General features: G+C 47.7%; 12 protein-coding genes. 7 read left to right on the plus strand and 5 right to left on the minus strand.

The genetic code is table 11. The features are described from left to right. Positions 1 to 616: 616 nt before the first annotated feature. Both GV64_RS18760 and GV64_RS18765 read right to left on the minus strand, forming a co-directional pair. The gene (locus GV64_RS18760) at positions 617 to 1,969 is read right to left on the minus strand and encodes an HlyD family type I secretion periplasmic adaptor subunit (protein WP_020581318.1); all 1,353 of its coding nucleotides are present in this window, start codon (positions 1,967 to 1,969) and stop codon (positions 617 to 619) included. Further along, on the minus strand, positions 1,966 to 4,062 hold the full coding sequence (locus GV64_RS18765) for a type I secretion system permease/ATPase (protein ID WP_020581319.1): 2,097 nt from the start codon (positions 4,060 to 4,062) through the stop codon (positions 1,966 to 1,968). The genes GV64_RS18760 and GV64_RS18765 overlap by 4 nt, the downstream gene beginning before the upstream one ends. A 226-nt stretch (positions 4,063 to 4,288) precedes the next feature. Here GV64_RS18765 and GV64_RS18770 point away from each other — a divergent pair, with 226 nt between their 5' ends. The 7 genes from GV64_RS18770 (at position 4,289) to GV64_RS18800 (ending at position 20,638) form a co-directional block, all read left to right on the plus strand. After that, a complete protein-coding gene (locus GV64_RS18770; protein WP_020581320.1) occupies positions 4,289 to 5,818 on the plus strand; it encodes a TolC family outer membrane protein in 1,530 nt (509 codons plus the stop codon). Further along, positions 5,760 to 6,320, plus strand: coding sequence for an OmpA family protein (locus tag GV64_RS18775; protein WP_157236919.1), 561 nt, complete (start codon positions 5,760 to 5,762; stop codon positions 6,318 to 6,320). The genes GV64_RS18770 and GV64_RS18775 overlap by 59 nt, the downstream gene beginning before the upstream one ends. A 12-nt stretch (positions 6,321 to 6,332) precedes the next feature. Further along, positions 6,333 to 16,991: an Ig-like domain-containing protein gene (locus tag GV64_RS18780; protein WP_020581322.1), complete on the plus strand. Its 10,659-nt coding sequence runs from the start codon at positions 6,333 to 6,335 to the stop codon at positions 16,989 to 16,991. Positions 16,992 to 17,098: 107 nt separating this feature from the next. Then, complete coding sequence (mnmH, locus tag GV64_RS18785; protein ID WP_020581323.1) at positions 17,099 to 18,232, plus strand: tRNA 2-selenouridine(34) synthase MnmH; 1,134 nt, start codon at positions 17,099 to 17,101, stop codon at positions 18,230 to 18,232. 117 nt (positions 18,233 to 18,349) lie between these two features. Further along, on the plus strand, positions 18,350 to 19,495 hold the full coding sequence (locus tag GV64_RS18790; RefSeq protein WP_020581324.1) for a MalY/PatB family protein: 1,146 nt from the start codon (positions 18,350 to 18,352) through the stop codon (positions 19,493 to 19,495). A gap of 154 nt (positions 19,496 to 19,649) precedes the next feature. Next, entirely contained in the window at positions 19,650 to 20,405 is a 756-nt protein-coding gene (gene tsaA / locus GV64_RS18795; RefSeq protein ID WP_020581325.1) for a tRNA (N6-threonylcarbamoyladenosine(37)-N6)-methyltransferase TrmO, read from the plus strand. Next, positions 20,402 to 20,638 carry a YheU family protein gene (locus GV64_RS18800; protein ID WP_020581326.1) on the plus strand — a complete coding sequence of 79 codons (237 nt, stop codon included), beginning with the start codon at positions 20,402 to 20,404 and terminating at the stop codon, positions 20,636 to 20,638. The genes tsaA and GV64_RS18800 overlap by 4 nt, the downstream gene beginning before the upstream one ends. A 13-nt stretch (positions 20,639 to 20,651) precedes the next feature. On the opposite strand, the gene GV64_RS23985 is transcribed toward GV64_RS18800, so the two are convergent. The 3 genes from GV64_RS23985 to ligA all read right to left on the minus strand — a co-directional run bounded on the left by GV64_RS23985 (position 20,652) and on the right by ligA (position 24,317). Beyond that, complete coding sequence (locus GV64_RS23985) at positions 20,652 to 21,431, minus strand: DUF924 family protein (RefSeq protein WP_157236921.1); 780 nt, start codon at positions 21,429 to 21,431, stop codon at positions 20,652 to 20,654. 109 nt (positions 21,432 to 21,540) lie between these two features. Next, positions 21,541 to 22,122, minus strand: a complete 582-nt coding sequence (locus GV64_RS18810; protein WP_020581328.1) for a transglycosylase SLT domain-containing protein — start codon at positions 22,120 to 22,122, stop codon at positions 21,541 to 21,543. Positions 22,123 to 22,271: 149 nt separating this feature from the next. Continuing rightward, positions 22,272 to 24,317, minus strand: a complete 2,046-nt coding sequence (gene ligA / locus GV64_RS18815; protein ID WP_020581329.1) for an NAD-dependent DNA ligase LigA — start codon at positions 24,315 to 24,317, stop codon at positions 22,272 to 22,274. Between the last annotated feature and the right edge of the window lie 101 nt (positions 24,318 to 24,418).

The raw sequence follows: 24,418 nt of genomic DNA on the forward strand, positions 1-24,418 counted from the left end.
TAAAGATAATACTTCATCTAAAAGCTGTATGCTTTGCCCAGCGTTCTGTCTATCGCCACCCTACGAAGAGGCAGAAAGAGGAACTCTAACAAAGATGATCATTGAGAAAGTATAAGTCGTGCAAGCAGGTTGAAAGGATATTTGCCTGTTCTCATAGCCTCATGAGGATTGATGATTTGAGACAGATCATCACGAAAGACAAACCTTTTACCAATATCATCACATCAAACCTTCATTTTTTTGAGGGTAACTTCTATTGATAATAATTTCTTCTCAATAGTATGAAATTCTTTATCAACCTCTATCAGTTGCGTGCCTACTGAGATTCTAGAAGCTATATGCTGACAGTATCTCAGCATAAAGGGCAATCTTTCACTCTCGTTTGAAACATTGCCTTTTTCAATGCAAACCTTTTAAGGCTTTTCAGCTTTCACATTCCATAAACTCAACTTTGCTTTAACTTATTGGGTTAAAGTATTCTCAGGATGGTCAGATCGGTATTTTTGAAGAGAGTGACTACAATAATGATAATGACAATTTTTTTTCTGAATCCATAATCCAGAGCATTACCTAATAAGCAAACAAAGATTTCCCACCAACTAATCACCCCCTTACATTAACCCTTCTTTTGTACACTGAAATTTCTTAGTAAAGGGCTTATAAAATACTCGAGTACACTTTTATTCCCTGTAACAATGTCGGTTACCCCTGTCATGCCGGGGATCAACAGCAAGGAGCCATTATTACCTGATAGCACTATTCGAACCCGGTAATAAGGCAGTCCTTTTTCATCATCCAATGTATCGACACTGATCGTATCAACATGTCCTTTTAAACTACCAAAAGTAGCAAACTCATAAGCACTTAACTTTATCAATGACAACTGTCCTGAATGAAGGAAGGCAATATCTGCTGGTTGAATACGTGCTTCAAAAATGAGCGGATCTTCTGCAGGAACAATTTCAACTACAGTACTTCCTGGTTGAATAACGCTGCCTTCTGTATTTACCTTTACTGTTTTAATCAGGCCATCCACAGGCGCATACAAAGCGGCTTTTCGTACTCGGTCTTCCAGACCAGTCTGCCCCTCCAACAGTTTACCTAACCGATCCCTTGTATCCTGTAACTCTTTTTGCAGTTCGGCTCTGTGACGAATGATCAGGTCATTACGACGTCCAACTGACTCTGCCAAAGCTGACTCAAGACGAGTCACCATTAATGTAGCATTTGTCAGATCTCCCTGAAGCTCATTTACTTTTCGCTCCAAGTTAATAATCTCTACGCGGGTAATAACGCCATCATCAGTGAGCGGCTTCTTGAGCGATAACTCCTCATTGGCAAGCTGTAAGCTTCTAGCCAGAGTTTTTATTTTTTCTTTTAACTCATTCAGTTCATGCTGTTTCTGGATGACTTGCTGATCGAGAATGGTAACCTGACTCTTCAGTGCCGCCATTCGTTCATTCTTCAATGCTTTTTGCTGAAGCACCTGTTCAGGGAATTGCTTCTGATACTCTTCAGGAAAATGGATCTCACTTTGATCATCAATAGCCCATAAGCCATTCTGCAACCCTGACAATGCGGATAACTCTGACTCAAGCCTAGACACAGAACCCTGCAAACTTTCCAGTTCGGACTCATTCACCCGAAAAGAAGATTGATAGCGTGTTTCATCAATCTGCAAGAGTAAGTCCCCGGCATGCACAAACTCACCTTCCCTGGCATGCACCGATTTCAGAGTTCCACCATCCAGGCTCTGAACCTCTTGAACTCTGCTGGAAGGGATAATGCGTCCATGGCCTGTGACGGTCTCATCCATCATGGCCACACAGCTCCAGACAAGTAATGACGCAACAAAAACCACCATCACCCAGATAAACCAGCGTGAAGTGACAGTAATGTCCATCAGTTGAGCCTGCTGCCGATTATTAGCGGTTAACCGCAACCATTCCGGCCACGATTTAGCTCTCATGCCGGATGTTCTCTGACAAGAACAGGCTGATCGGATACCAGCTTTCCTCCATCCAGTACAATGACACGGCCAACTGCGGATAACAGGCTGCTTCTATGAGTGATGATTATCAGAGTAACACTTTCCGGTAAACTCTTGAGAGTCTTCTGAACACGGGCATCCATCAGGCTATCCATATGGGCAGAGGGCTCATCAAGGATCAGGATGTCTGGTTTGGATAGCATGGCACGAGCCAATGCAACGGCTCGCCGTTGACCACCAGAGAGTTGTCGTCCACCTTCGCCCACCGGGTATTCCAATGCAGCCAGAGAGTCGCCAGTGAAGAGGGTCACACCACAGTCTCTGGCGGTAGTCAGCAGATCTACCTCGGAGAAACTGGAAGCTCCCATCGTGATATTATCCATGACTGACCCATGAAATAACCAGGGGTCCTGTGCCAAAAAGCCGATTTTTGCCCTCAAGGTTGCCGGATGAATATCCTCCTGGGGAATACTATCCAGAAATACCTGCCCCTGGTCGGGTTGGTAGAGTGCCGCCAGAATACGGGCAAGTGTTGATTTCCCCGAGCCAGAACGACCCACCACAGCAATCTTCTCACCACTGTTAATGGACATAGATACATCAGAAAGAGCAGGAATGGCACTATCAGGGTAAGAAAACGACAACTGCCTTAACTCGAGATTCCCGTGAAATTTTTTTATCCTGCGATAGGTCGTTTGCTTACTCTGCTCTTCAGGTGCACCCATTAACTGGTTTATCACCATAAAAGCACTGCGAGCCTGGTAATATCGCGTACCCAACAGTGCCAGTTGCATAAAAGGCGCTATCGCCCTGCCAGAAAGCATCATAATAGCTATCAATGCACCCATGTTCATTCTGGCAGAGCTGATGAAGATCACGCCGAAATAAACAATACCCACGGTTGCCAGTTGCTGAAGCCAGGTTGCTACCGCGGTGACATTACCGGTAATTGAACGGGTTTTTAGTCCCCAGGTCGCCATGTGGCCTGTAGCCTGCTCCCAGCGTCGCTGGAAGCGGCTCTGAGCACCAGCAAGCCGCAGGCTTTCAAGCCCAGTAATGCTTTCCACCAGATCCCCATGCTTGCGTGCAGAGAGTCGCTCACTCTCTTCTATGCTCTGACGGAGCAGGGGTTGGACAGCGGCACTGATAAACGACATAACAATAATAACCAGTATGGGAATCCATACCAGCTGACCTCCCATAAGCCCTATAACGATCAGGAACAGAATGGCAAATGGTAAATCAACCATGGCTGTTAGCGTGGTCGAGGTCATAAACTCCCGAATAGCCTCAAAGTCCTGAACTTGCCGCGCAAATGAGCCAACGGCAGCAGGAATGAACAACATTCGGATTCCCATAATTTTGGCAAATAGCTGACTGGACATCAGCAAGTCGGACTTTTTTGCAGCTATATCAATAAATCGGGTGCGTAACTGTCGACAGACCAGTTCGAAAGAGATTACAACAACCACACCTGTGGTCAGCGCATTCAGGGTGGTAAGTGCCATACCTGGAATCACCCGGTCATAGATCAGGCGAACAAACAGAGGCACCGCCAGAGCAAAAACATTGATGAGCAGGGACGCTAACAATACTTCCCGATAAATACGTCGCCCTTCCAGTAACGAGCCCCAGAACCAATGATCTCGCCAGTCGGGTGGATAGCCCGGATCACGATCATCCTCAACCCTTGCCCGACTGAAAAAAACAATTCTATTTTCAATACTCTGAAGAAATTCGTCAGGAGGTAAACGCTCAGTAACCATCCCAAATTTCGGTTGCCGAAGCTCGACATACTCTTTGGTGATCTCTACAACAACGATGGGTGACTGTTCAAACCAGACAATACAGGGAAGGCACGATGGGGGGCAGTTTTCTTCCAGTGATTCATGAGATGCAAGAGGTCTGGTGAACATGGCAAGCCCCGCGCGCCCAGCAGCTCGTTCCAGATACTCATCGGAAAACTCACTTGGTTTAACGGGCAACCCCGTCAGTACACTTTCTGCAATGACTCTGATCCCATGAAACCTGGCAATCCAGATCAAGCTGGTCAGTAAAGGGCTTTGAGCCATTGCAACTCCATAGAAAGACAGGTTCTGTCATAGCAAGAACAGAGCCTAGAGTAGAAATGCCTCTCCCGCCATTCTCAGCCAAGCACAAAAAAATCATCTATTCTTAGTCAGACTTTTTATCACTGGTTCTTTTCAATTTTAATTCTCAGATAGCTCACATTGTTTACCTGAATATCACTGCCCCCATTGCGGGAAAGATCACCCCCAGAACATTTTCGACACTTTTATGATTATGAAGCGTCTTTCCTGTATTCATCATCTTCGATTCTGGCTGCCTGCCCTGATGGTTGCATCCACCATCTCAACAGTAAATGCTCAAAGTCTGGAAGAAGCCGTATCTACTGCATTGATGACGAACCCGAAGGTGCATCAGGCCATTCAAAAAGTGCAGACCCGCATTTATGAGGAGGGCATTGCCAAATCAGGATTCCTGCCAACACTGAACGTACAGGGAGGCTCCGGTTATGAATGGTCCTCCAACCCCACAACCCGTGCCGGTGGGCCTAACAGTAGTGACCGCCTTCATCGGTATGAGTCTTCCATTGCACTTCGCCAGGTGCTTTTTGCCGGCTTTTCAACAGTACACGACAGTAAAAGATCTGAAGCGACAACACGCTCTGAACAGTACCGCTTGATAACGACAGCTTCTGAAATGGCTCTAAAAGTCGCCCAGACCTATCTGGCGGTAATTATGATGGAAAGGGCACTGACCATGTCCGAGCAAAACCTGAAGATTCATCAGGATATCTACTACAACATATTTAAGCGTTCTGAGTCCGGTGTGCAGAGCACTGCAGACCTCAGCCTTGTCAGTGGAAGACTGGCAAGGGCTCAGTCCAATACTATTTCCGCTGAAAACAATTTGCAGGATGCCCGTTTCCAGTTAATGAGGCTGGTTGGGGCTCCAACCCATTCTCTGCACGAACCTGTACCTGATTTTGACTTACTGCCAGAAACGATGGAGCAGACAATATTACTGGCTGGCAAAAACTATCCTTTACTCAAATCTGCACTTCAGGACAATAACGCGGCAGAGAGTGAGTACCAGGCCAGCAAGGGACGCTTCTACCCAGAGATCTCCTTTGAGGCAACCCGATCATGGAACTACAACATGAATGGAGTAATCGGGCGTGATGATGATTACAACCTCATGTTCCATGCCCGTTACAACCTGTTTAATGGCGGTGCTGACTCTGGCCGGATGAAGGCCTCTCTAAGCCGTTGGAACGAAGCGAAGGATATATACCATCAGGCATTGCTGGACACCCAGGAAGAAGCCCGTCTCGCATGGGAAGCCCATACTCAGCTCAACAAACAAATCCCTCAATTGCAGAAGCACGTCACCTACAGTCTGGATACGGTATCCGCTTACCGAAGACAATTTGTCCTGGGAGAACGGTCATTACTGGATGTATTGAATGCAGAGAATGAAAGCCTTGAAGCTGAGCTGGCATGGAACCGGGCATGGGCTATACAGCTGGATTCATGCTACCGGCTTCTCCACATAACCGGCCGGCTCCTTGATTCATTCAGACTGACGCTACCAACAGACTGGTCTCCAGAGAGTTATTCAGGGCACAGTCACGGGCGGAAATCTCATATACAGGCTCACAGGGAGAACATGTTTGATGAGCAGTCTCAGCTCCTTACGCAACCTGATTCTATCAGTGCTAATACCGGTTTTGATGAACGGTTGCATGAGCCAAAAAACCGGAATCATGTCGTATCATCAGCAAACGCTCGATATACACGATGATGATCTTGATGGTGTAATTAACGAGAGGGATCACTGTTTAAATACACCTGTGGGTGCATCAGTTAATAGTGTCGGCTGCCCGCAATGGGAAGCAGTCCTGAGCCAGTATGCACAGACGATCTTTTTTTCCAGGGATTCATCATCTCTCTCAGGCCCTAAGGCTCAAAAGGTTCTGCAAGAAATTGCCACTGTAGTTATAGATAACCCCCAGAGCACGATCATACTCACCGGATATGCCAGTCAACCCGCTTCTGATGACTACAATCTGAAGCTTTCACAGAGGCGTGCAGAACATGTCCAACAGCAGTTAATCCAAAACTTTGGACTGAGTACTGACCAAATCAAAATTCGCTGGAAAGGTGAACAAAATCTAATAAAGTCAGGCAATACACCTCAAGCCAACCAGGCAAACCGAAGAGTAACCGCTCTGGTCATTAACGAACAAAACCGTCTAATCAAGAAATGGTCTGCTCAAACATTTCCTCAACCTGTTTTTCAGTGATTGGTGGAGGCCATGAAAAAAATCATTCAACTGGATAGCAATAGTATTGTCACCATTATTGCTGGAGAGGCTTGGAAATTATTACCCGATGGTACACAGCGCCCTTTATTGGAGGGGGAGCAACTCAGTGCCGGAGATCGACTTGAGCTTGATGACGACACTCATATCGAGCTTACCCCTGTAGAGAGTATTTCTGGTTCCGATGCTGACGAAGTTCTTACAGGAGGATCGGAGGCTTCGATTACCAGTATAGATTCACCACTTCAGGATACTAACCAATCGGATGACCTTGCACTTAATGGCCTGAAAGAACCATGGACTCTGGAGCTTATTCCACTTCAGGTTATACCAACAGCCGGTTTCACAACAGAAAGCGACAACCGTTCACAAAATACTGAACAACGATGGCTAACCCCGGAAGAACGGCAATATATGGATGACCGGGCAGTTATCACGATCAAAGAACCCATTACTGCTGACAATATCATTAATCATGAAGAGTCTCTGGCATTTGAAATAAGTGGGTTCGTTTATCATGTGGAGGCGGGACAACCGGTTACTTTGACATTGACCGATAGCCAAAGGCATAGCTTTGAACTGAATACCATTGTTTCCCCTGATGCACTGAACTGGAAAACACCCGTTGAAAAGCTTGGAGCCGAAGGATATGGATTGATTGATGGCACTGTCACCATCAAAGCTGAAACCGTTGATCTTGCCGGTAATTATGCCGAGGACATATCAACTTTCCTGCTGGATACAGTGACAGAGGTCACCATAGATCTCGCTCCGGAAAGTGATTCCTGTGACGATGATCAGGATAATGTGACCAATGACACGACACCGTTAATTCAGGGTACTGGTGAATCCGGAGCATCTATTTCCCTTTACGACGATGGTAATATAGTAGCTGAAGGTATTAAGGTTAATGACAGCGGTCAGTGGTCTACCAGAATTCTTAACCCTCTTAAGGATGGGGTACATAACCTGACAGCATCCGCCACGGACATTGCAGGCAATAAAGCATCCAGCAGTCTGGAAGTCACCATCGATACCTATACCAAAGTGTGGGTCAATGACCTGGATACCTTTCAACAAATACAATTTGAACCAAAAATTTCCGGTGAAACCGGTGGCGTCGCCAATGGTAAGGTGGTTAATGTCGATGCTTCTGATTTTTCCTCCCTTTTCACAGCGAAACCGGTTGTGCATGACAATCTGTGGAGCACCAACCTTCCTCCCACGCCCATAACCCCCGGCACACCTTACCATGTAACCGCCATTGTTCGTGATCGGGCATGCAATCTGGCCAGTGACCATGTAGTGACTCTGGGAAATCCGTTACCCGTAACGCTGACCGAAAAAGAGAGTCTTGGCTCCAACGTATCGATTGATCCCATTTCAGACCAGGAGACCCGCTTATCGATTGAGCCTGGCTTTCTCTCTGATCTTCCTGACAACCTGTCAATTATTCACTCCGGGCATATTTTTCCCATTCACTGGCAGCTGGATTCACCGCAGGAACTGAAAGCCGTTTATGAAATCAACAGCGATTTCAAAACTGCCTTGGCATTCTCGGTACCAGAGACAGGGAATGGACTTTCTGAATTAACCCTCTACACCCCTTTGAAACACCCTGCTGGTGCTGGCAACAATACCATTGAGATTGATATCCCTTACCAGAAAAGTCGTTATTCCCCGACCTTTTCCCGCTTTCACCACTCAAAGGCCGGAGTTCACATTACGGTCGAAGATGATATCCCCGAGGCCATCGACCATGAAACAGTGGATTTAAAGGAAGGCGAAGAAAGAAGCTGGCAGGACAGTGGTGGAAAACTATTTCATGAGCAGGATACTGGAGTAGATGGCGGTCAATTATCGCATATCAACCGAATTGCACTGGATACCGCTAATGAAGTGCATAATGGCAAGCTTTCAGGCTATAACGCATTTGATGGCAGTTATGGAAAACTCTATGTCAAACCCGATGGGACATGGACGTATCAGGCCAACATTGACCTTATTCACACGCAGGGAGCGTCTCTAGAGGATACGTTTACCTTTGCCCTGACGGACTTTGATGGCGACAGCAGTGATGCACACATCACCTTTGCCGTTGCAGATGGACCCCCTCTGTCTTTCAGTGGTGATTCCGTCAGTGAGATGGCCATAGATCAGGAGTGTGACCAGCCAAAGCCAGTTCCAGACAATGGCCAGCTATTGCTTATTAAGGGATCTGATCCTGTCCCCCCCGAAATGCTGAAGTTTGACCTGACAGCTACCAGTGAGCAGCTCAAAGCAGCATTAGATAAAAAAAATCCAAACAGTCATGGCATTCCCCTGGATCTTGATAACCTGCACCCTGACTCAGCAGTTCAATCCCTAACACTTTCAACAATTGATGGATCTCCTGTTTTCAAGATCAGCCTTATCAATATCAGCACAACCTCTGAAGGCAATCTGGCTGCGACGCTCAATGTAGAACAACTCAACTCTTTTGATGTTTCTGGCTCTGAGCCTGCCAGCCTTCCTCTCACCATTACGGCCAGTGATCATGATATCAATACCGTAACGCACCGTGTTTCCCTGACCATTATTGATGGTGGTATTACACTTCACGATGATTATGCTGAAGTCATAGAAGGAGAAACGATTACCGGTAATTTACTGGCCAACGACCAGCTCTGTATGGATGCGGTTGAAGTTACTCAGGTCACCGTTGATGACTCCGTCTTTCTGACCCGCCATATCAATGATCAGTTCACAGTCAGTTTTTTACCCTCCACAGCCATTGACACGCCTCTTGGCAGTCTGATCGTTCAAACAAATGGTGATTATGTATTCAGTGCACATGACTCCCTGAAAAATAACCCTGATCCAATTCAGTTTAGATTTGATTATTCTGTAAAGGACAGCAGCGGTGATACGGCTAAAGCCACAGCCGTCATCGATATTCTGGATGGAGCAGCCCCATCTGGAGGCAAAAATGCCACCCTGATCATTACTGAAGCCAACCTCAGCCACCCTCCGTATTACCCTGAATACAAGACAACTGGCATATATACCCTGAAAGCGGATGGCTCAGATCCCGTTGCTCCAGGTAGCCTTCACTTTGACTTTCCTGATGGAGCTCTCGACAATCTGATCACCTCTACCGGGCTTCCAGTAATCTTTCAACGTGAGAACCATGTACTTAGAGGCATAGTTAGCCCTCCGGGTCAGCCACCTGTTCCTGTGCTGGATTTTAAAATCGCCTCAGTATCTCCAGTTGGTAAAGACCTGCAGGTGCAAATCAAGAGCGAACTCTTTCAACCTCTGGATCATATCAATAAAATCACAGGCTCAGAGTTGATCACTATCACCGATCATGAAATCACCTTAAAACTTCCTTACTCCTTCAGTGATCATGATGGAACGCCTGCCCTGAAGGAAGGCACATTCACCGCTACCATTATTGACGGCTCCCCACCATTTCTTGCCCATATAGCCACCGTAAGGTTGGAAGAGGTGAATTTTCCCGTCAGCCGTACCGGGGAAATGATTACCAGTCCATCGTCTGACACAATTGTTCCATCAAGTTGGCAGTTCAGCTCAGCACAGCCTGGCCTTGAGAAACTTTATTCAAATGGTCACTCTCTGGAATACACAGTCACCGGCAGAGAAATACATATTTTTGAAGAAAATGTGCCCGACCAGGAAGTCTTAACCATTGAGCTGACAAATGAACCCAGCCCAGAGCACATCACAACGCTTTTTTACCGGGTGACGCTCAAGCAGGCCATGGACCAGGACAAAGGAACCTGGCCTTTGAAGGTACTTACTGAAGTTCAGGATTATGATGGCGATATCACTAAGCGCAACCTGATCGTCAACGTCATTGATAGAGACGATAACCTCAGTATTGATATCGCCCTGGATGATATGGGGCTGATTGAGCCTCTCTACCAGGGTGCTTCTGTAAATGAATACAGCCAGATCAGTATTGATGCTGGCACGGATGCTGTACAAGAAGTCTATTTCCTGAAGCCTCCGACCAATGCACAAGATTATGCGATAGAGAATAATGGGCAGCAGCTCAAGGCTGATGGTAAACCACTGAAGTATTTTCCCGGGCCGGATGGCTCCTGGGAAGCCTGGTCAATGGATTCCGGGATCCAGCATACGAAAATCTTCACACTGTCACCGATCCCTCCCGATGGTTCCCCCATAGTCATTGATCCAAGCACAACAGGGACAACCCGGCTTCAGGTTACCTGGTATCACTATCTTGATCACCTGACTGCTACCGGTGAGAACAAAGATTTAATCCCCATAACACTAACAATTCAGGCTAAAGACAGTGATGGCACTACGGTAGAAGACCAATTCACTCTCAAACTGTTTGATGGCGCACTGCCTGTACCCGGTGAAATAGTGAACCCACCCCAGGTTATTGATATTAACTGGGGCGAGCATAATAGTTCAGAGGGTACGATTCACTTCACAGCGGGGTCAGACCGGCCCATACCAACATTTGATCTGGATACCATCAAAGCATCCCTATCTGGCATCAAGTCAGATGATCAGCCTCTGGAGAAGTTTGAGCTGATCAATACGCCAAACGCTCAGCTAACCATCAGTCGTCAGGACGGGCATCCAGTATTACGCTTTTCCATAAAGAACCTGAAACCTGACAGTGCAACGGTACTGTTTGAGCAACTGGATAACCTTGACCACCCAAAGGAGCCTGGAGATCAGGACGACCTTATTGAATTATGCGTTCCGGTTCTTCTGGAAGATAGTGACAAAGACATCGTCACCAAAAGTATGGATCTGATATTCCGGGTTATCGATACCAACCCTAAAGCCAATCCGGATCACTTCTATAATGGTTACGCCATAGCAGAGGAGGGTACTCTCCTCGACGCTTCACCGGAAAGAAACCTGTTAAGTTATGACGAGCTAAAGGCGGATGCCGATCCGGCTCATATCCATGCAGTGGAATATAACAACAATATTTTTCCACTTGGATGGAGCCGAAGTATATCTGTGGACACAGATATTGGAGAGCTTTCACTCCATTTTGATGGGGAATGGTCTCTGCAAGCCCTGCCCCACATTGATCACAGTCAGGGGGAAAACATTACCGCTACTCTAAACGCAGTCATCATAGATGGGGATGGTGATACCGATAGCGCGCCGTTTACCATTACGATCGCTGATCAGCAGGTTCGGTTTGAGAATATCAAAAATGGAGAAGGTCTTGAGGATCCACTGGAACCTATACCTTTCCTCTTTCAGCTGAATCTTGGCGATATAGACCGTCACGAAACCATCAGCAAACTATCCATTGACGTCAGTGATCTTCAGGGAGGAACCCTGACACTGAATGGGCTTCCTGTCACTGACAATGCCGGTGAAGTACTGATCCCTCCAGACAGCCTGGAAGTCAAGGATGTCAATGGCGACAGAATCTACACCAGCAGAAACCTAGGCTATATCCCTGCTGAAGACGCCTCTGACTATACCTTCGCTGATCACCAGATAACCCTCAACCTGAAGGCTCATATCACCAAGACCCCGGGCCCCAATCAAGACCTCAGTTCTCCGGTGGTTATTCATGTTAAAGGCATTGCTGATCCCCCCATCTGGCCGGAACAGATACCGGTGGTTACCGGAGAGGAGGATCAATACATTCCCCTGGGCAACAGTATAAAAGCAGAACTCAAGGATAAGGATGGATCAGAAGTTCTCTCATACGAGATAACGCATTTACCAGACAACATGAAACTGTTTTGTCATGGAAGGGAAATTAGTGCTGGAACCACGCTGACACCAGAACAGTTTGGGCAGCTGGTTGTTCAGTCTGATGAACACTGGAGTGGCAAGCTGGAAATAATGGTTGATGCCATCGCCACCGAACAGGGTTATTTTGCGGTTGAAACCGTACAATCACCAGCGACCATTGTCGTTAATATTCAGCCTGTAGCAGATCCTCCCACACTGGTGGTTATGCCTGCCGGTGCAGATCCTGATACGGTTAAGATAACGGGAAATGAAGATGAGCGCATTGCCATTGGCAGTCACATCAAGGCTGCCCTTGTGGATACCGATGGGTCTGAGAGCCTCTTCCTGAAAGTTACACCATTGATTAAGCCTGGAGAAGATTTAGGCCAGCTGTGGGTTCAGCAGGGAAGCACCTGGACAGAAATATTACCCGGCTCATCGAATAGTTTTGAAGCGACGGGTCCAGATATTGACCATCTCTATTATCAACCCGGAAAAAATCGAAGTTCGGCAAACTTTGATGATGTTCGTTTGCAGATAAACGCCATCAGTCGAGAGTCTACCCAGGGTGGTGTCGCACCGGCACCTGGAAAAGAAGAAGCCCTATCACCAGACCGGTTTATTCAAATAAGCATCAAAGGGGTTCCAGATATTCCAGAAGTGACGCCTAACGATACCTGGACCGTGAATCCGGATAATGCCTATGAGTTAATAGGCCATGGCAAAGAAGACCTGCGATTGCCACTGGTGTTTGATCTTCACTCAACGGATATCGATGGCTCCGAAAGTCTTAACTCGGTTGTGGCCTTGGAAGACAGCCGGTTTCGCCTGGAAGATAACCATGGGAGACAGCCTCCCATCGCTTATGTTGTCAATGGAAAACCGCTGTACCAGATAACGCCAGTCGATCTTATTTCTGGTAAATATCTGCTGAAACCACCGTTGGACTACGCCGGTGAGGTATTGGTACCCATGAAGGTTCTGGTCACAGAACTGGACGGAGCCTATGCCATTTTTGACTATCAACTTCGCGCCATTTTTGAACCGGTGGTGGATACCCGGGATCAATCCATCGAGCCCATCCAGGGTAATGAAGTTGAACTGAACCGAGCCGGTAAATTTCTCTCGGGTGGTGCACCACTTGCCCTTACCGGGTTCACCCTGGGCGACAGTGATGGCAGTGAGTCCATTACCGATATCACCGGGTTCAATTTGCCTGATGGCTTCCAACTGATGGTAAATGGCGCATTAATGGCCAACCAGTGTGGGTCGCTGGCTGAACACCTGGGTGGCCTGGAAGTACTGAAGAGGACGCTTGCTGAAGGGAATATCCGCATTGTGCCTATCCATTCCGATGGAACCATTGACAATGATTATCCAACACCCACCAGCCAGAGCACCGACTTCAGTTTTACTGTAGAAATAACGGATCAGCAGAATGGGTTAACGGCAAAAAAAGAGGTAACCGTCAGTGGACATATTGACTGGCGGGGTGAAGTTGATGGTGAACAGCCACCAGCTACACCGCTGAATCCGGATGAAAATACCCAGGTTACCATCGATAATCCCGGGCCTTTTACAGGAAATGACTTTTCACTGGAAACATTACATCTTGCCTCCACCGATAAGGATGGCAGTGAGTGGATAAAAGACGACAAACGACCTCAATATGAGATCGCTGTTTATGATACAGCGGGAAATAAGGTAACAGGAGGCTGGCATCTTCAAACCTCTGGAGGACAGGAGCTGATCTTTGATAATGATGAGTGGCTGATCCAAAGTGGTGGACTCGATGGCGTATCGGTCCATTTTACCGAGAAGGGCACTTATTTTATTCATACAAAAGTCATTGTTGAAGACATTGGGGACGAAGAAGCCCGATATGCCCGGATGCAGGTCATTGTTGAAGAGAATACTGGCGGTCCGAGTGAACCAACAACACCGGAAAACATCGTTGTCTGCTCAGAACAGGTAGAAGGAAAAGAGGATTACTACTTCTCCATTCCAGACCATTGCATCAACCTGGATCAGACCCATACCTCGACCGAGGAAGAAACCACATTCCGCATAACGGTGGCTGATCTTCACGGATGGAGTCTTAAGGGTTTCACAACGGTGTACTGGAATAACGATGGCGAGGTCACCGAATACATCACGAAACCGGGAGATTTCGGCAACCTTCAATTCCGCCCACCCAGGGACTTTTCCGGAGAGGACAGCATCACCTATCACATATTAAAGAGAAACATCGATTCCGACCAGACCAGCAAAACTGACTACAAGATCTCATTCAGAGTACTTCCGGTTGTGGAAAACTCACCGGATGAACCACCAGAGGATTCGGTATATGACTTGAGAGCCTGGACAGAACCGGCTGCCGAAGCCGATGAGTGGAAGGATGCGGATCATCCCGAGCTCATGCATCTGCAATTAAGAACCACCGATATTGATGGCTCGGAAACCATCGAAAGAGTTGTTTTTAAACCACCCGAAAATATCGTCATCAGTGGTAATGGACTTCAACCAGACAACTCGGTCTATCGGCAAGTATCCGAAACAGAAGCGCAGTTTGAGCAACGGATAGCCAGCTTCACCTTTACTCCCGGGCCGGGACTGCCCGCCGGAACCTATCCTCTGCCACTTGAGGTGGAAGTACTGGATACCGCTCTGGGAACGGGAGATACCGACAGAAAAGTATTTACCAAATCAATCGACCTGATTGTCAAACCGGTCAACCACTGTGCCACTCTGACTGCACCCAATCAGGAAGGTTATGAAGACTCAGATATCTCTATCACCGGGCTGATTGCTGCACTGAACGATAATGATGGCTCTGAGGTCATCTCTGTTGTGCTCTCCGGCGTCCCTGATGGTTCGGTGATCAAGGACAGTTATGGAAAGCCCCTGCCCTTTAACGGCAATGGAAAGTGGCAGATTCCAGAACATTTGATGGATAACACCGGCCATATACAGCCACTGTCATTCAGGCCGGTAAAAGACTTCAGTGGTGTTGTTGAACTGACCTTGAACAGTCACAGCCACGAACAGAGCTTGAGTACGGTTTGCAGTGATGAGCAAGCATTTCAGATTATGGTACAGCCTGTGGGTGACCCAATCACACTGGATCAAATTCCCAAGGCTCTGACGGGTGATGAAAACATTCCCATCGTTTTTCATCTGAATGCCAAAACCACAGACACTTATTCAGACAGCCATGACCATCCGGAAGGTCTTCAGGTAGCGTTCACGATTTTACCGGGCAGCGCTACCACACTGATACCTCCAGAACCAGAGGCCATCAAACCCAGCCTTATCATTCCAGGCATCACACCAGCAACGTTCTCACCCAATGCTTCAGGTGGTTACACCGCAACCATAGAAACAGCGGATACCACATTGCCCAACCTGGAATTTAACCCGGGTGATGGTCATGGAACGCTGCTGATGTCTTTAGCTGTCCGGTCTGTGGATAAAACCGATGGACTGACAACGGCCTATGGTCCTGAAGTTATTATGGATAGCACAATCTCCATTGCACCAAAGTCCGACAAACCCTCGCTGCAGATTGATCGCAAAAACATCATTACCACCGTAGAAACACCAGTCCCTATCTTCATCCAGGCCTCAGTCATCAATCCGGCTGTGACTGTCAACAACCTGGTCGACACTGAACTCTATACCCTTGTCCAGGGACTTCCTGGCAGTGCATCGCTGGTTAACCATGCAGGCACATCAACAGGTACTCCGTCCACCAGCCCTGCAGGTATTGCTCTGGTCAACAATGAACTTCAAGATCTGTATCTTAAAGATCGTCAAACTGGAAGTTATACTCTTGATGTTGAGGCCATCTCAGATGTCGGTGATGGGGATAACCAAAACAGTGATGTCATACCCCTGAACGTTGTGGTGGTTGAAAGAAGTCAAAACATCAGTGGCACACCAAACAACGATATTATTGTTTCCGATGGAACAGCTCCGAAGATCTCCGCAGGCAATGGGGATGACCTTATTGCCGGAGGTAGCGGTGAAAACCAGATACTTCCCGGTTCAGGAAACAATACGGTTTGGGGGGGAGAGTACTCAGGATCAGGTGATAGCCAGCGTGATACGTTCCTTTTTGAAGCTGGCGATACAGGCACAACTGCTATCCAGGACTTTGAACCCGGCGTGGATGTGATTGATTTGAGCAAGCTTCTGAATCTTGACGATGTGTGGTCCAGCAGCGATCTGGCGCACCGGGTCACTATTGACGAAATGGATGGAAAAGCGCGAATAACCGCACTATCCGAGGTTATTACACTGGATACCATACCACTGGAAACGCTATTGCCGGGTGGAAGCGCAATGGATCCCGCAGAACGATTAAGCTCGCTGTTTGAACAGGGTCAGCTGATCGTCTCCCATCAGTTTGGCCACGAAGGAAAAGACACCCTGTATGCACCACCAGCTGCTGAACTGAAAGGCGATGGCATTGTGAATGCCGGTGCAGGAGATGATCACCTGTATGCCAATAACGAAGGCAGTGAGCTTAGAGGTGGGCCTGGCAACGATATTTTGGAGCTGAGCCCAAGCAGTCATGCGATAGACACGCTCTACTGGCTGAAAGAAGACGCTGGCAGTGTAGCAACACCCGCTTATGATCGAATACTCAATTTTCACGATGCAGAGGACGTTATTGATATCACAGATTTTCTGCCTGCAGAAGCCAGCGCCCAACCTTATGATTACATGGAGCTGAGCGCCAATGGCAGTAGCACTAACCTGAATATTGCCAGTGCAACAGCCCATCAATGGAGCAACACTATTGAACTCTCGGGTGTTGACTGGTTGCAGGGCAGCAGTTCGGAAGATACTCTGAAATACCAGCTCGAACAGGGTTACCTGATCACTGGATTTACTATATAGGTGTTCCAATAAGGGTAGTTACGGTAACCCCTGCACATATTCAGACTTGCCAAATCACTGCTTCGGGTACGACACTATGCAGTTTTGATCAGCCACTGCAGCCCTCGATGACGACGATCGCAAAAACAAGCACAAACAAAGAAAGAACAAATACTGAAGACTATCTGTCTATTTTTCTTCAGGACATTCCGTTGATGGATGTTCGTGCCCCTGTAGAATTTTCTAAAGGAAGTTTCCCTGCTGCTACGAATGAGCCGATTCTGGATGACCGTCAACGGGAACTGATTGGCACCTGTTATAAGAGGGAAGGACCTGACGCTGCTGTAGAGCTTGGCCTCCAACTGGCTACTGAGGATGTTCGTGCACAGCGTCTTGACAGTTGGCAATCGTTTGTTAAGGAACACCCTGAAGGTTATCTGTTCTGCTTTCGTGGTGGGCAGCGCTCTCATATTACCCAGCAGTGGCTGAAAGAGTCAGGATACCCTTACCCGTTAATTAAAGGTGGCTATAAAGCTCTGAGACGCTTTCTGATTGATGAGCTGGAACGCTCCATTGAAGAAATTCCTTTCATTATCCTCAGTGGCAAAACCGGTACCGGTAAAACCTACCTTATTCAACAGCTGCCTTACAGCATTGATCTGGAAGGGCTTGCGAACCATAGAGGCTCAAGCTTTGGCCGCAGATACGGAGGACAACCCAGCCAGATCGATTTTGAAAATCGCCTGTCCATCGCACTGTTAAAGCACCGTCACAAGCACCCCGGAATGCCCCTACTGCTGGAAGATGAGAGTAAACTGATTGGCCGCTGCAGCCTACCGCAGGAGATGCGGGACAAAATGCAGCAATCACCGTTAATTTTGCTCGAAGAGACAATGGAAGAACGGGTCAAGATTGGTCTTAAGGAGTATGTTACTGACAACCTTGCTGAGTTTATTGCTGCTTATGGTGAACAACAGGGTTTTGAGCAGTTTTCCGAGGGACTTTCTGGCAGCCTTTACCGCATTCGCCGCCGACTGGGTGGAGAACGCTATCAGCAATTAACCGACATTCTGGAAAAAGCCATTCAGCAGCATAAAACGGATGGTGTAATAGAAGGCTATAGCCCTCTGATCAGTGACCTGCTCAGTAATTATTATGACCCCATGTATGACTATCAGCTGGAGCAGAAGGAAGGTGAAATTATCTTCCGGGGTGATCGAAAGAAGATTCAGGAGAGCTACAGCACATTGCTGTGCAAATAACGATACAATAACGCCAGCCTGAGCGTTGATAAAATACACAGTCTCGCAGGGGAATTTGAGGCTGTGTATTTAGAGAAGCACATCTTAATAGAAAAACGACGATAACAGGATAAAACAGTGAGCATCGATTTCGATAAATTGGTGGATCGAACCAATACCTCCAGTCTTAAATGGGAACGCTTCAGTTCTGACGTTCTACCCATGTGGGTAGCGGATATGGATTTTCAGTCAGCTCCAGAGATTATCGAAGCTCTCCACCAGCGTATTGATCATGGTGTTTTCGGATATACTGAGCCAGATAGTGAGCTTGAACAACTGGTGGTTGAGCGCTGTCGCAACCTTTATCACTGGGATATTGAGCCGGATTGGATCGTCTGGACACCGGGCCTGGTATCCGCGCTGAATGTCTGTGTACGTGCTTATGCGGGGAAAAGAGAGGGTGTTATATCCCCTGTTCCTGTGTATTACCCATTTCTGATGGCTCCAAAGCTCGCAGGACGTGAACTTATTGGTGTCGAATGGATTAAGCAAAACGATCAATGGGTTCTTGATCTCGAAAGCCTGGAGCAGAAAATCACGCCCAGCACTAAGCTGCTGATGCTGTGCAACCCACAAAACCCGAACGGTCGGGTATTTACCCGGGCAGAGCTGGAAAAGCTTGAACAACTCTGTAAAAAGCATGGGCTTGTCGTCTGCTCAGATGAAGTGCATTGCGATCTTATTCTTGATCGCCATGCCGAACATATTCCCTATGCCTCCATCAGCGAATTTGCCCGAGAGAACTCAGTCACCCTGATGTCACCGTCCAAAACCTTCAACCTGGCAGGTTTCGGCTGTGCATTTGCCATTATTCCCAATAATCAGTTACGCCATCAGTTCAACCGGGTTCGTACCGGAATTGTACCGTCAACGGACAGCACTCTGATTGGTTATACCGCAGCAAAAGCAGCCTATCGTCATGGTGAACCCTGGCGGCAGTCATTACTGGATTACCTGCGTAGTAACCATAATTACCTGATGGAAGCCATCAATAACATCCCCGGCCTTTCCATGGAGCCACTGCAGGCAACCTACCTAGCCTGGATTGACGTCAGCGAACTGGGGCTGGATGACCCACACCAGTTCTTTGAACAGGCCGGTGTAGGCCTCTCGCCAGGAAAACAGTTCGGTGATGAAAATTACCTGAGGCTGAACTTTGGCTGCAGCCGATCACTGCTGGAAGAAGGCGTTAAGCGAATTGCCAAAGCCGTTGCACAGCTGTAAATAGCTAAAAGACTTTCACCACAAAGGCACAGAGACACAAAGAAAAATGTACTATTGAACTTTGTGTCTCTGTGCCTTTGTGGTTACACAACATTATTGCCAATAGCACTGCCTGGCGTCATTATACCCAGCCCAATAACTTGCCAGACTCACCGTGAAAGAAACCACCACTCAGTCATTCCAGTTTGAACAGATCGGTGTTATTCGCTCCTGCTACCGCCAGAAATTTGGAATCCCCCGCCAGCCCGGTATTGTCACCGCTGCTGAAGCCACACTGGAACTTATCCCACCCTACAACCAGGAAAACCTGGTACGTGGTCTGGATGGTTTTTCACATATCTGGGTCCATTTTATCTTCCACAAGACCATGGATGAAGGCTGGCGCCCGACCATACGTCCGCCAAGGCTGGGTGGTAGACAACGCATGGGGGTGTTTGCTACCCGCTCAACACATCGCCCCAATCCTATGGGCATGTCCGTGGTTGAATTGCGTAAAATTGAATCAGGAAATGGCAAGTTGAAACTGCACATTGGGGCTGTAGACCTTCTTGATGGTACTCCGGTTATAGATATCAAACCCTACCTGCCTTATGCCGACGCACTGCCTAATGCAAAGGGGGGCTTTGCTCCCTTACCCATGCAAATGGCCGAAGTGAAGTTCACCGATGAGGCCATGAGTCAATGCCTGCGTTATGAACAACGAACTGGCAGACAACTGATTCTGCTGATCGAGCAGGTGCTTGGTCAGGATCCAAGACCAGCCTACCTGAGGGAAACCTCCGAACGGCGCCATGGTACCGCCCTATGGGACCTGAATGTGGTCTGGGAATACACAAACCATCACTTTCTGGTTAAAGAGCTGGAGCCCCTTAAGCTGGATGAGAATACAAAGGAAGGTAATGGGCAATGATTATTCCCTATGAGATGCTTGAGCAGGAAACGCTTGAAAGTCTGATCGAAGAGTTTGTCAGCCGGGAAGGGACGGATAACGGCTATGACGAAGCACTTTCAAAGCGAGTGGAGCAGGTTTTGTCCCGATTAAAATCGGGAGAGATGGTGATCGTTTTTGATCAGGAGAGCCAGACACCCAATATCCTGCACAAAGATGTTGCAAAACAAATCCTGAGAGAGCAGGAAGTCTGACCTTCGCCTATTACTACCATCTGGCACCATCGATAAACCCTTTGGTGCCTTTCTTCGAAAGGTAGGCATCCTCCAGCTCTGTAGGCATTCTTTGCTTCGCCTGGTTTCGATGCGGAAAGCGCCCGAACATATACACCATCTGATAATGCTCAAAACCTTTATTCAGCGCATTAAGGAACTCATACGGGTGATCAGAATGTTCATTCAATGCTTTGAGATAATCAAGCGCTATCTGTTGTGACGCAAGATGCTCATGATGCATCATGGGAAAAATGACAAATAGCTTTTGATAGCCCGTGAAGTAGTGCTCATAAAACTGCTTTTCCAGATTAACCTTCGCCGCATCCCGAGCCAAAGCATCATAATAGAAAGCTCGTCCCTGATTCCGAAACATATTTCGGCTGAACTGATCAATCAAGATAATATAGGCCAGATTTTCAAAAGGATTACGATAAGTATTCCAATCGTGTTTACCTGAAACAACGGACTCAAAAATCGGAAGAAACTTCTCTCGGGTCAATCGATCAACTTCCTGACTACCCGCCGCACCATTTGGGCCATGAGGGAACCACTTCTCGTTATAACGACCCGCTCCGCGAAGTTCTATATCACGGTCCCACTCTTCAAACCAGAAGTGAAGAACGTCCAAAGCTTCAGGATTGGCCTCAGCTAACCAATCCTGACTGCTTCTTGTGGAGTCAAAAGTCTCTTTAGAAACAACAGAGCACCCATTCAGAAACAGCTGCAAAGCAAACAGAAGCAAGAGTGGAAGAAAATGTGTACGCAAAGGCATCATCAATTCCCTATGTAATACCTTGGCACTAGACCAAAAGAGAGGTTTAACTTGAGAAAGCTTCTGTTATGTTATCGACCTCTCAAATAACTTTTACAGGTCACGACGCTTACAGGTTACAACGTCGAAGTTGTTCACCATAATCACTTGCTCGACGCTTTACTGTACTGGCAGTATTAAGCAACCATTTCTTTTTCTTATGCGTCCCCTTTCGGTAACCGTACCAACCCTCATGGTAATTCAGATACTGTTGATCCGCAGCCCAGAGTGAAGTCCCGTTAACCTTACGGGACTTGTGGGTATACCAGCCAATAAAGTCGATGGAGTCGCCAAAATCTTTCCGGCTGGAGAAAAAGCCACCCGCCTCTCTGACATACTGATCCCAGGTACCATCCTGAGCCTGAGAGTAGCCGTAGGCAGAAGAATCACGAGGTAATGGAATAAAGAGAAACCATGGCCGTGGGGGCTGGGCATTATGCCGGTAGGATGACTCCTGATACATAATGGCCATCATAATCTGAATAGGTGTCCCCCAACGCTGATTGGCTTTTTTAGCATCCTTATACCAACTGCGTTTTTCCTTGAAAACATTGCAAAGATTGTGAGGCTTCTCAGGTGGTGCCTTAGAGGCACAGCCTGCCAATACTGCAGAAAATATCAGAACAATCAGCTTTCGGCTCAGGTTTGACATTCAGCCGCTATCCTCCTAATTCCAACCAAAGAGATCACAAAGCACACAGAGAAAAGACAAGCTTTATTCCACTTGATAAATTCTAACGTTCAGGAGTGTTTATCGGAACTTTGTGAACTCCGGGGTTTCAAATCAAATTACCGCAGGCACTACACGCCCCACTCCTGCCGCATCTGCATAAAATCATCTTCAGTGACGATACGCACTCCCAGCTTCTCTGCCTTGGCCAGTTTTGAACCCGCTTTTTCACCAGCCAGCAGCGCCGATGTTTTTGCAGACACAGAACCGGTCACCTTAGCGCCAAGCTTTTGCAGGATGGCTTTGCCTTCATCGCGGGTCATTACGTTTAAGGTCCCTGTCAAAACCCAGGTTTCACCAGCAAGCGGTTGATCCCCCTCTTCTACAACGGGAGATTCGGTTTCCCAGGCAACGCCTTTCGCTAGAAGCGCATCAATCACTTCACAGTTATGCTCCTGACGGAAAAACTTCTCAATATGACCAGCGACAATCGGGCCAACATCATCAACGGTTTGCAAATCTTCAACGGAGGCAGTCATCAACTTATTCAAATCTCGGTAGTGAACTGCCAGCCCCTGTGCGGTTGCCTCGCCCACTTCCCTGATACCCAGAGAATAAATAAAACGGGAGAGCGTGGTTTTTCTGGACTGATCAAGGGCATTGATCAGGTTTTCAGCCGATTTTTTACCCATACGTTCAAGGCCGGAAACTTCCAAGGCAGAAAGGCTGAATAGATCTGCAACCGTTTCTATCAATTTACGATCGACCAGCTGCTCGACCAGCTTATCCCCAAGGCCATCAATATCCATTGCCTTACGGGATGCAAAGTGCTTGATCGCTTCTTTACGTTGAGCGGAACAGAACAGTCCGCCAGAGCAACGCATGATGGCTTCTTCCCGTTCCAGTTCAGAATCACACACCGGGCAGCGATCAGGAAACTTGATATCCCGGACATCATCAGGGCGCATGGAATGGATAACCCGATCCACCTTGGGAATAACGTCACCAGCCCGGAGGATAACGACACTGTCACCTATTTTGATATCCAGACGTTCAATTTCATCCATGTTGTGCAGGGTCGCATTACTGACAGTCACCCCTCCAACAAACACAGGCTGCAAACGGGCGACCGGAGTGATCGCACCGGTTCTCCCTACCTGAAACTCCACATCCTTAAGCGTAGTGATTGCTTCCTGTGCCGGAAATTTACGGGCGATGGCCCAACGAGGCGCCCGTGCAACAAATCCCAGGGCCTTTTGCTGAGCAATTGAATTGACCTTATAAACGATACCGTCAATTTCATAGGGCAGGCTCTCCCGCTTTTCAGCCATAGCCTGGTAGTAGTCTTCACAGGCTTGAACCCCTTTGACGACTCTCAACTCAGGACTCACTCTTAGCCCCCACTTTCTGAAGCAGGCAAGAATCTCGCTGTGCTTATCCGGAAGTCCCCTCCCATCAACAATACCAGCACTGTAACAGTATATTGTCAGTGGTCGTTTGGCCGTAATACGAGAATCTAATTGACGTAGGCTACCTGCAGCCGCATTTCTCGGATTAACGAAAACTTTCTCTTCCCTTGCCCTGGCTCGTTGGTTCAACTGCTCAAATCCAGCCTTGGGCATATAAACTTCCCCCCTCACTTCCAGACGTCGGGGCCAGTCATCACCGATCAGTCTGAGAGGAATGGACTCAATGGTGCGTATGTTTTGGGTAATATCTTCTCCGGTTGTGCCATCTCCACGAGTAGCCGCCCTGACAAGAAGGCCATTTTCGTATAACAGACTGACGGCGATACCATCAAGCTTGGGTTCGCAGGCGTATTCAATATCCTCAGTGGTATCGAGACGCTCTTTAACCCGGCGATTAAAGTCCGCCTGATCTTCTTCATCAAAAGCGTTATCCAGAGAGAGCATTGGCAGTTCATGACGAACCTGACCAAACGCTTTCAATGGAGTACCGCCAACCCGCTGAGTAGGAGAGTCTTCAGTAATCAATTGTGGATATTCAGATTCAAGCGATTTCAAGCGGATAAACAACTTATCGTATTCGCTGTCCGGAATTTCCGGCTTATCCAGAACGTAGTAGCGATAGTTATGATCAGTGATCTGCTGGCGAAGCTGAAGAACCTCCAGTTCTGCAAGATCAAGGGAAGGAATGTCTGAAGAAGTCATGCTCATGGAGATTATCAAATGCAAGCGGGTTCTCTGACCGAGAACCCGCTGAAGAAAATATCAGGCGGCTGGCTAACCCCAGTAATAGGTGACAGCCTGCCCGTGAG

This window comes from Endozoicomonas elysicola, from assembly GCF_000710775.1.
GTDB lineage: Bacteria > Pseudomonadota > Gammaproteobacteria > Pseudomonadales > Endozoicomonadaceae > Endozoicomonas > Endozoicomonas elysicola.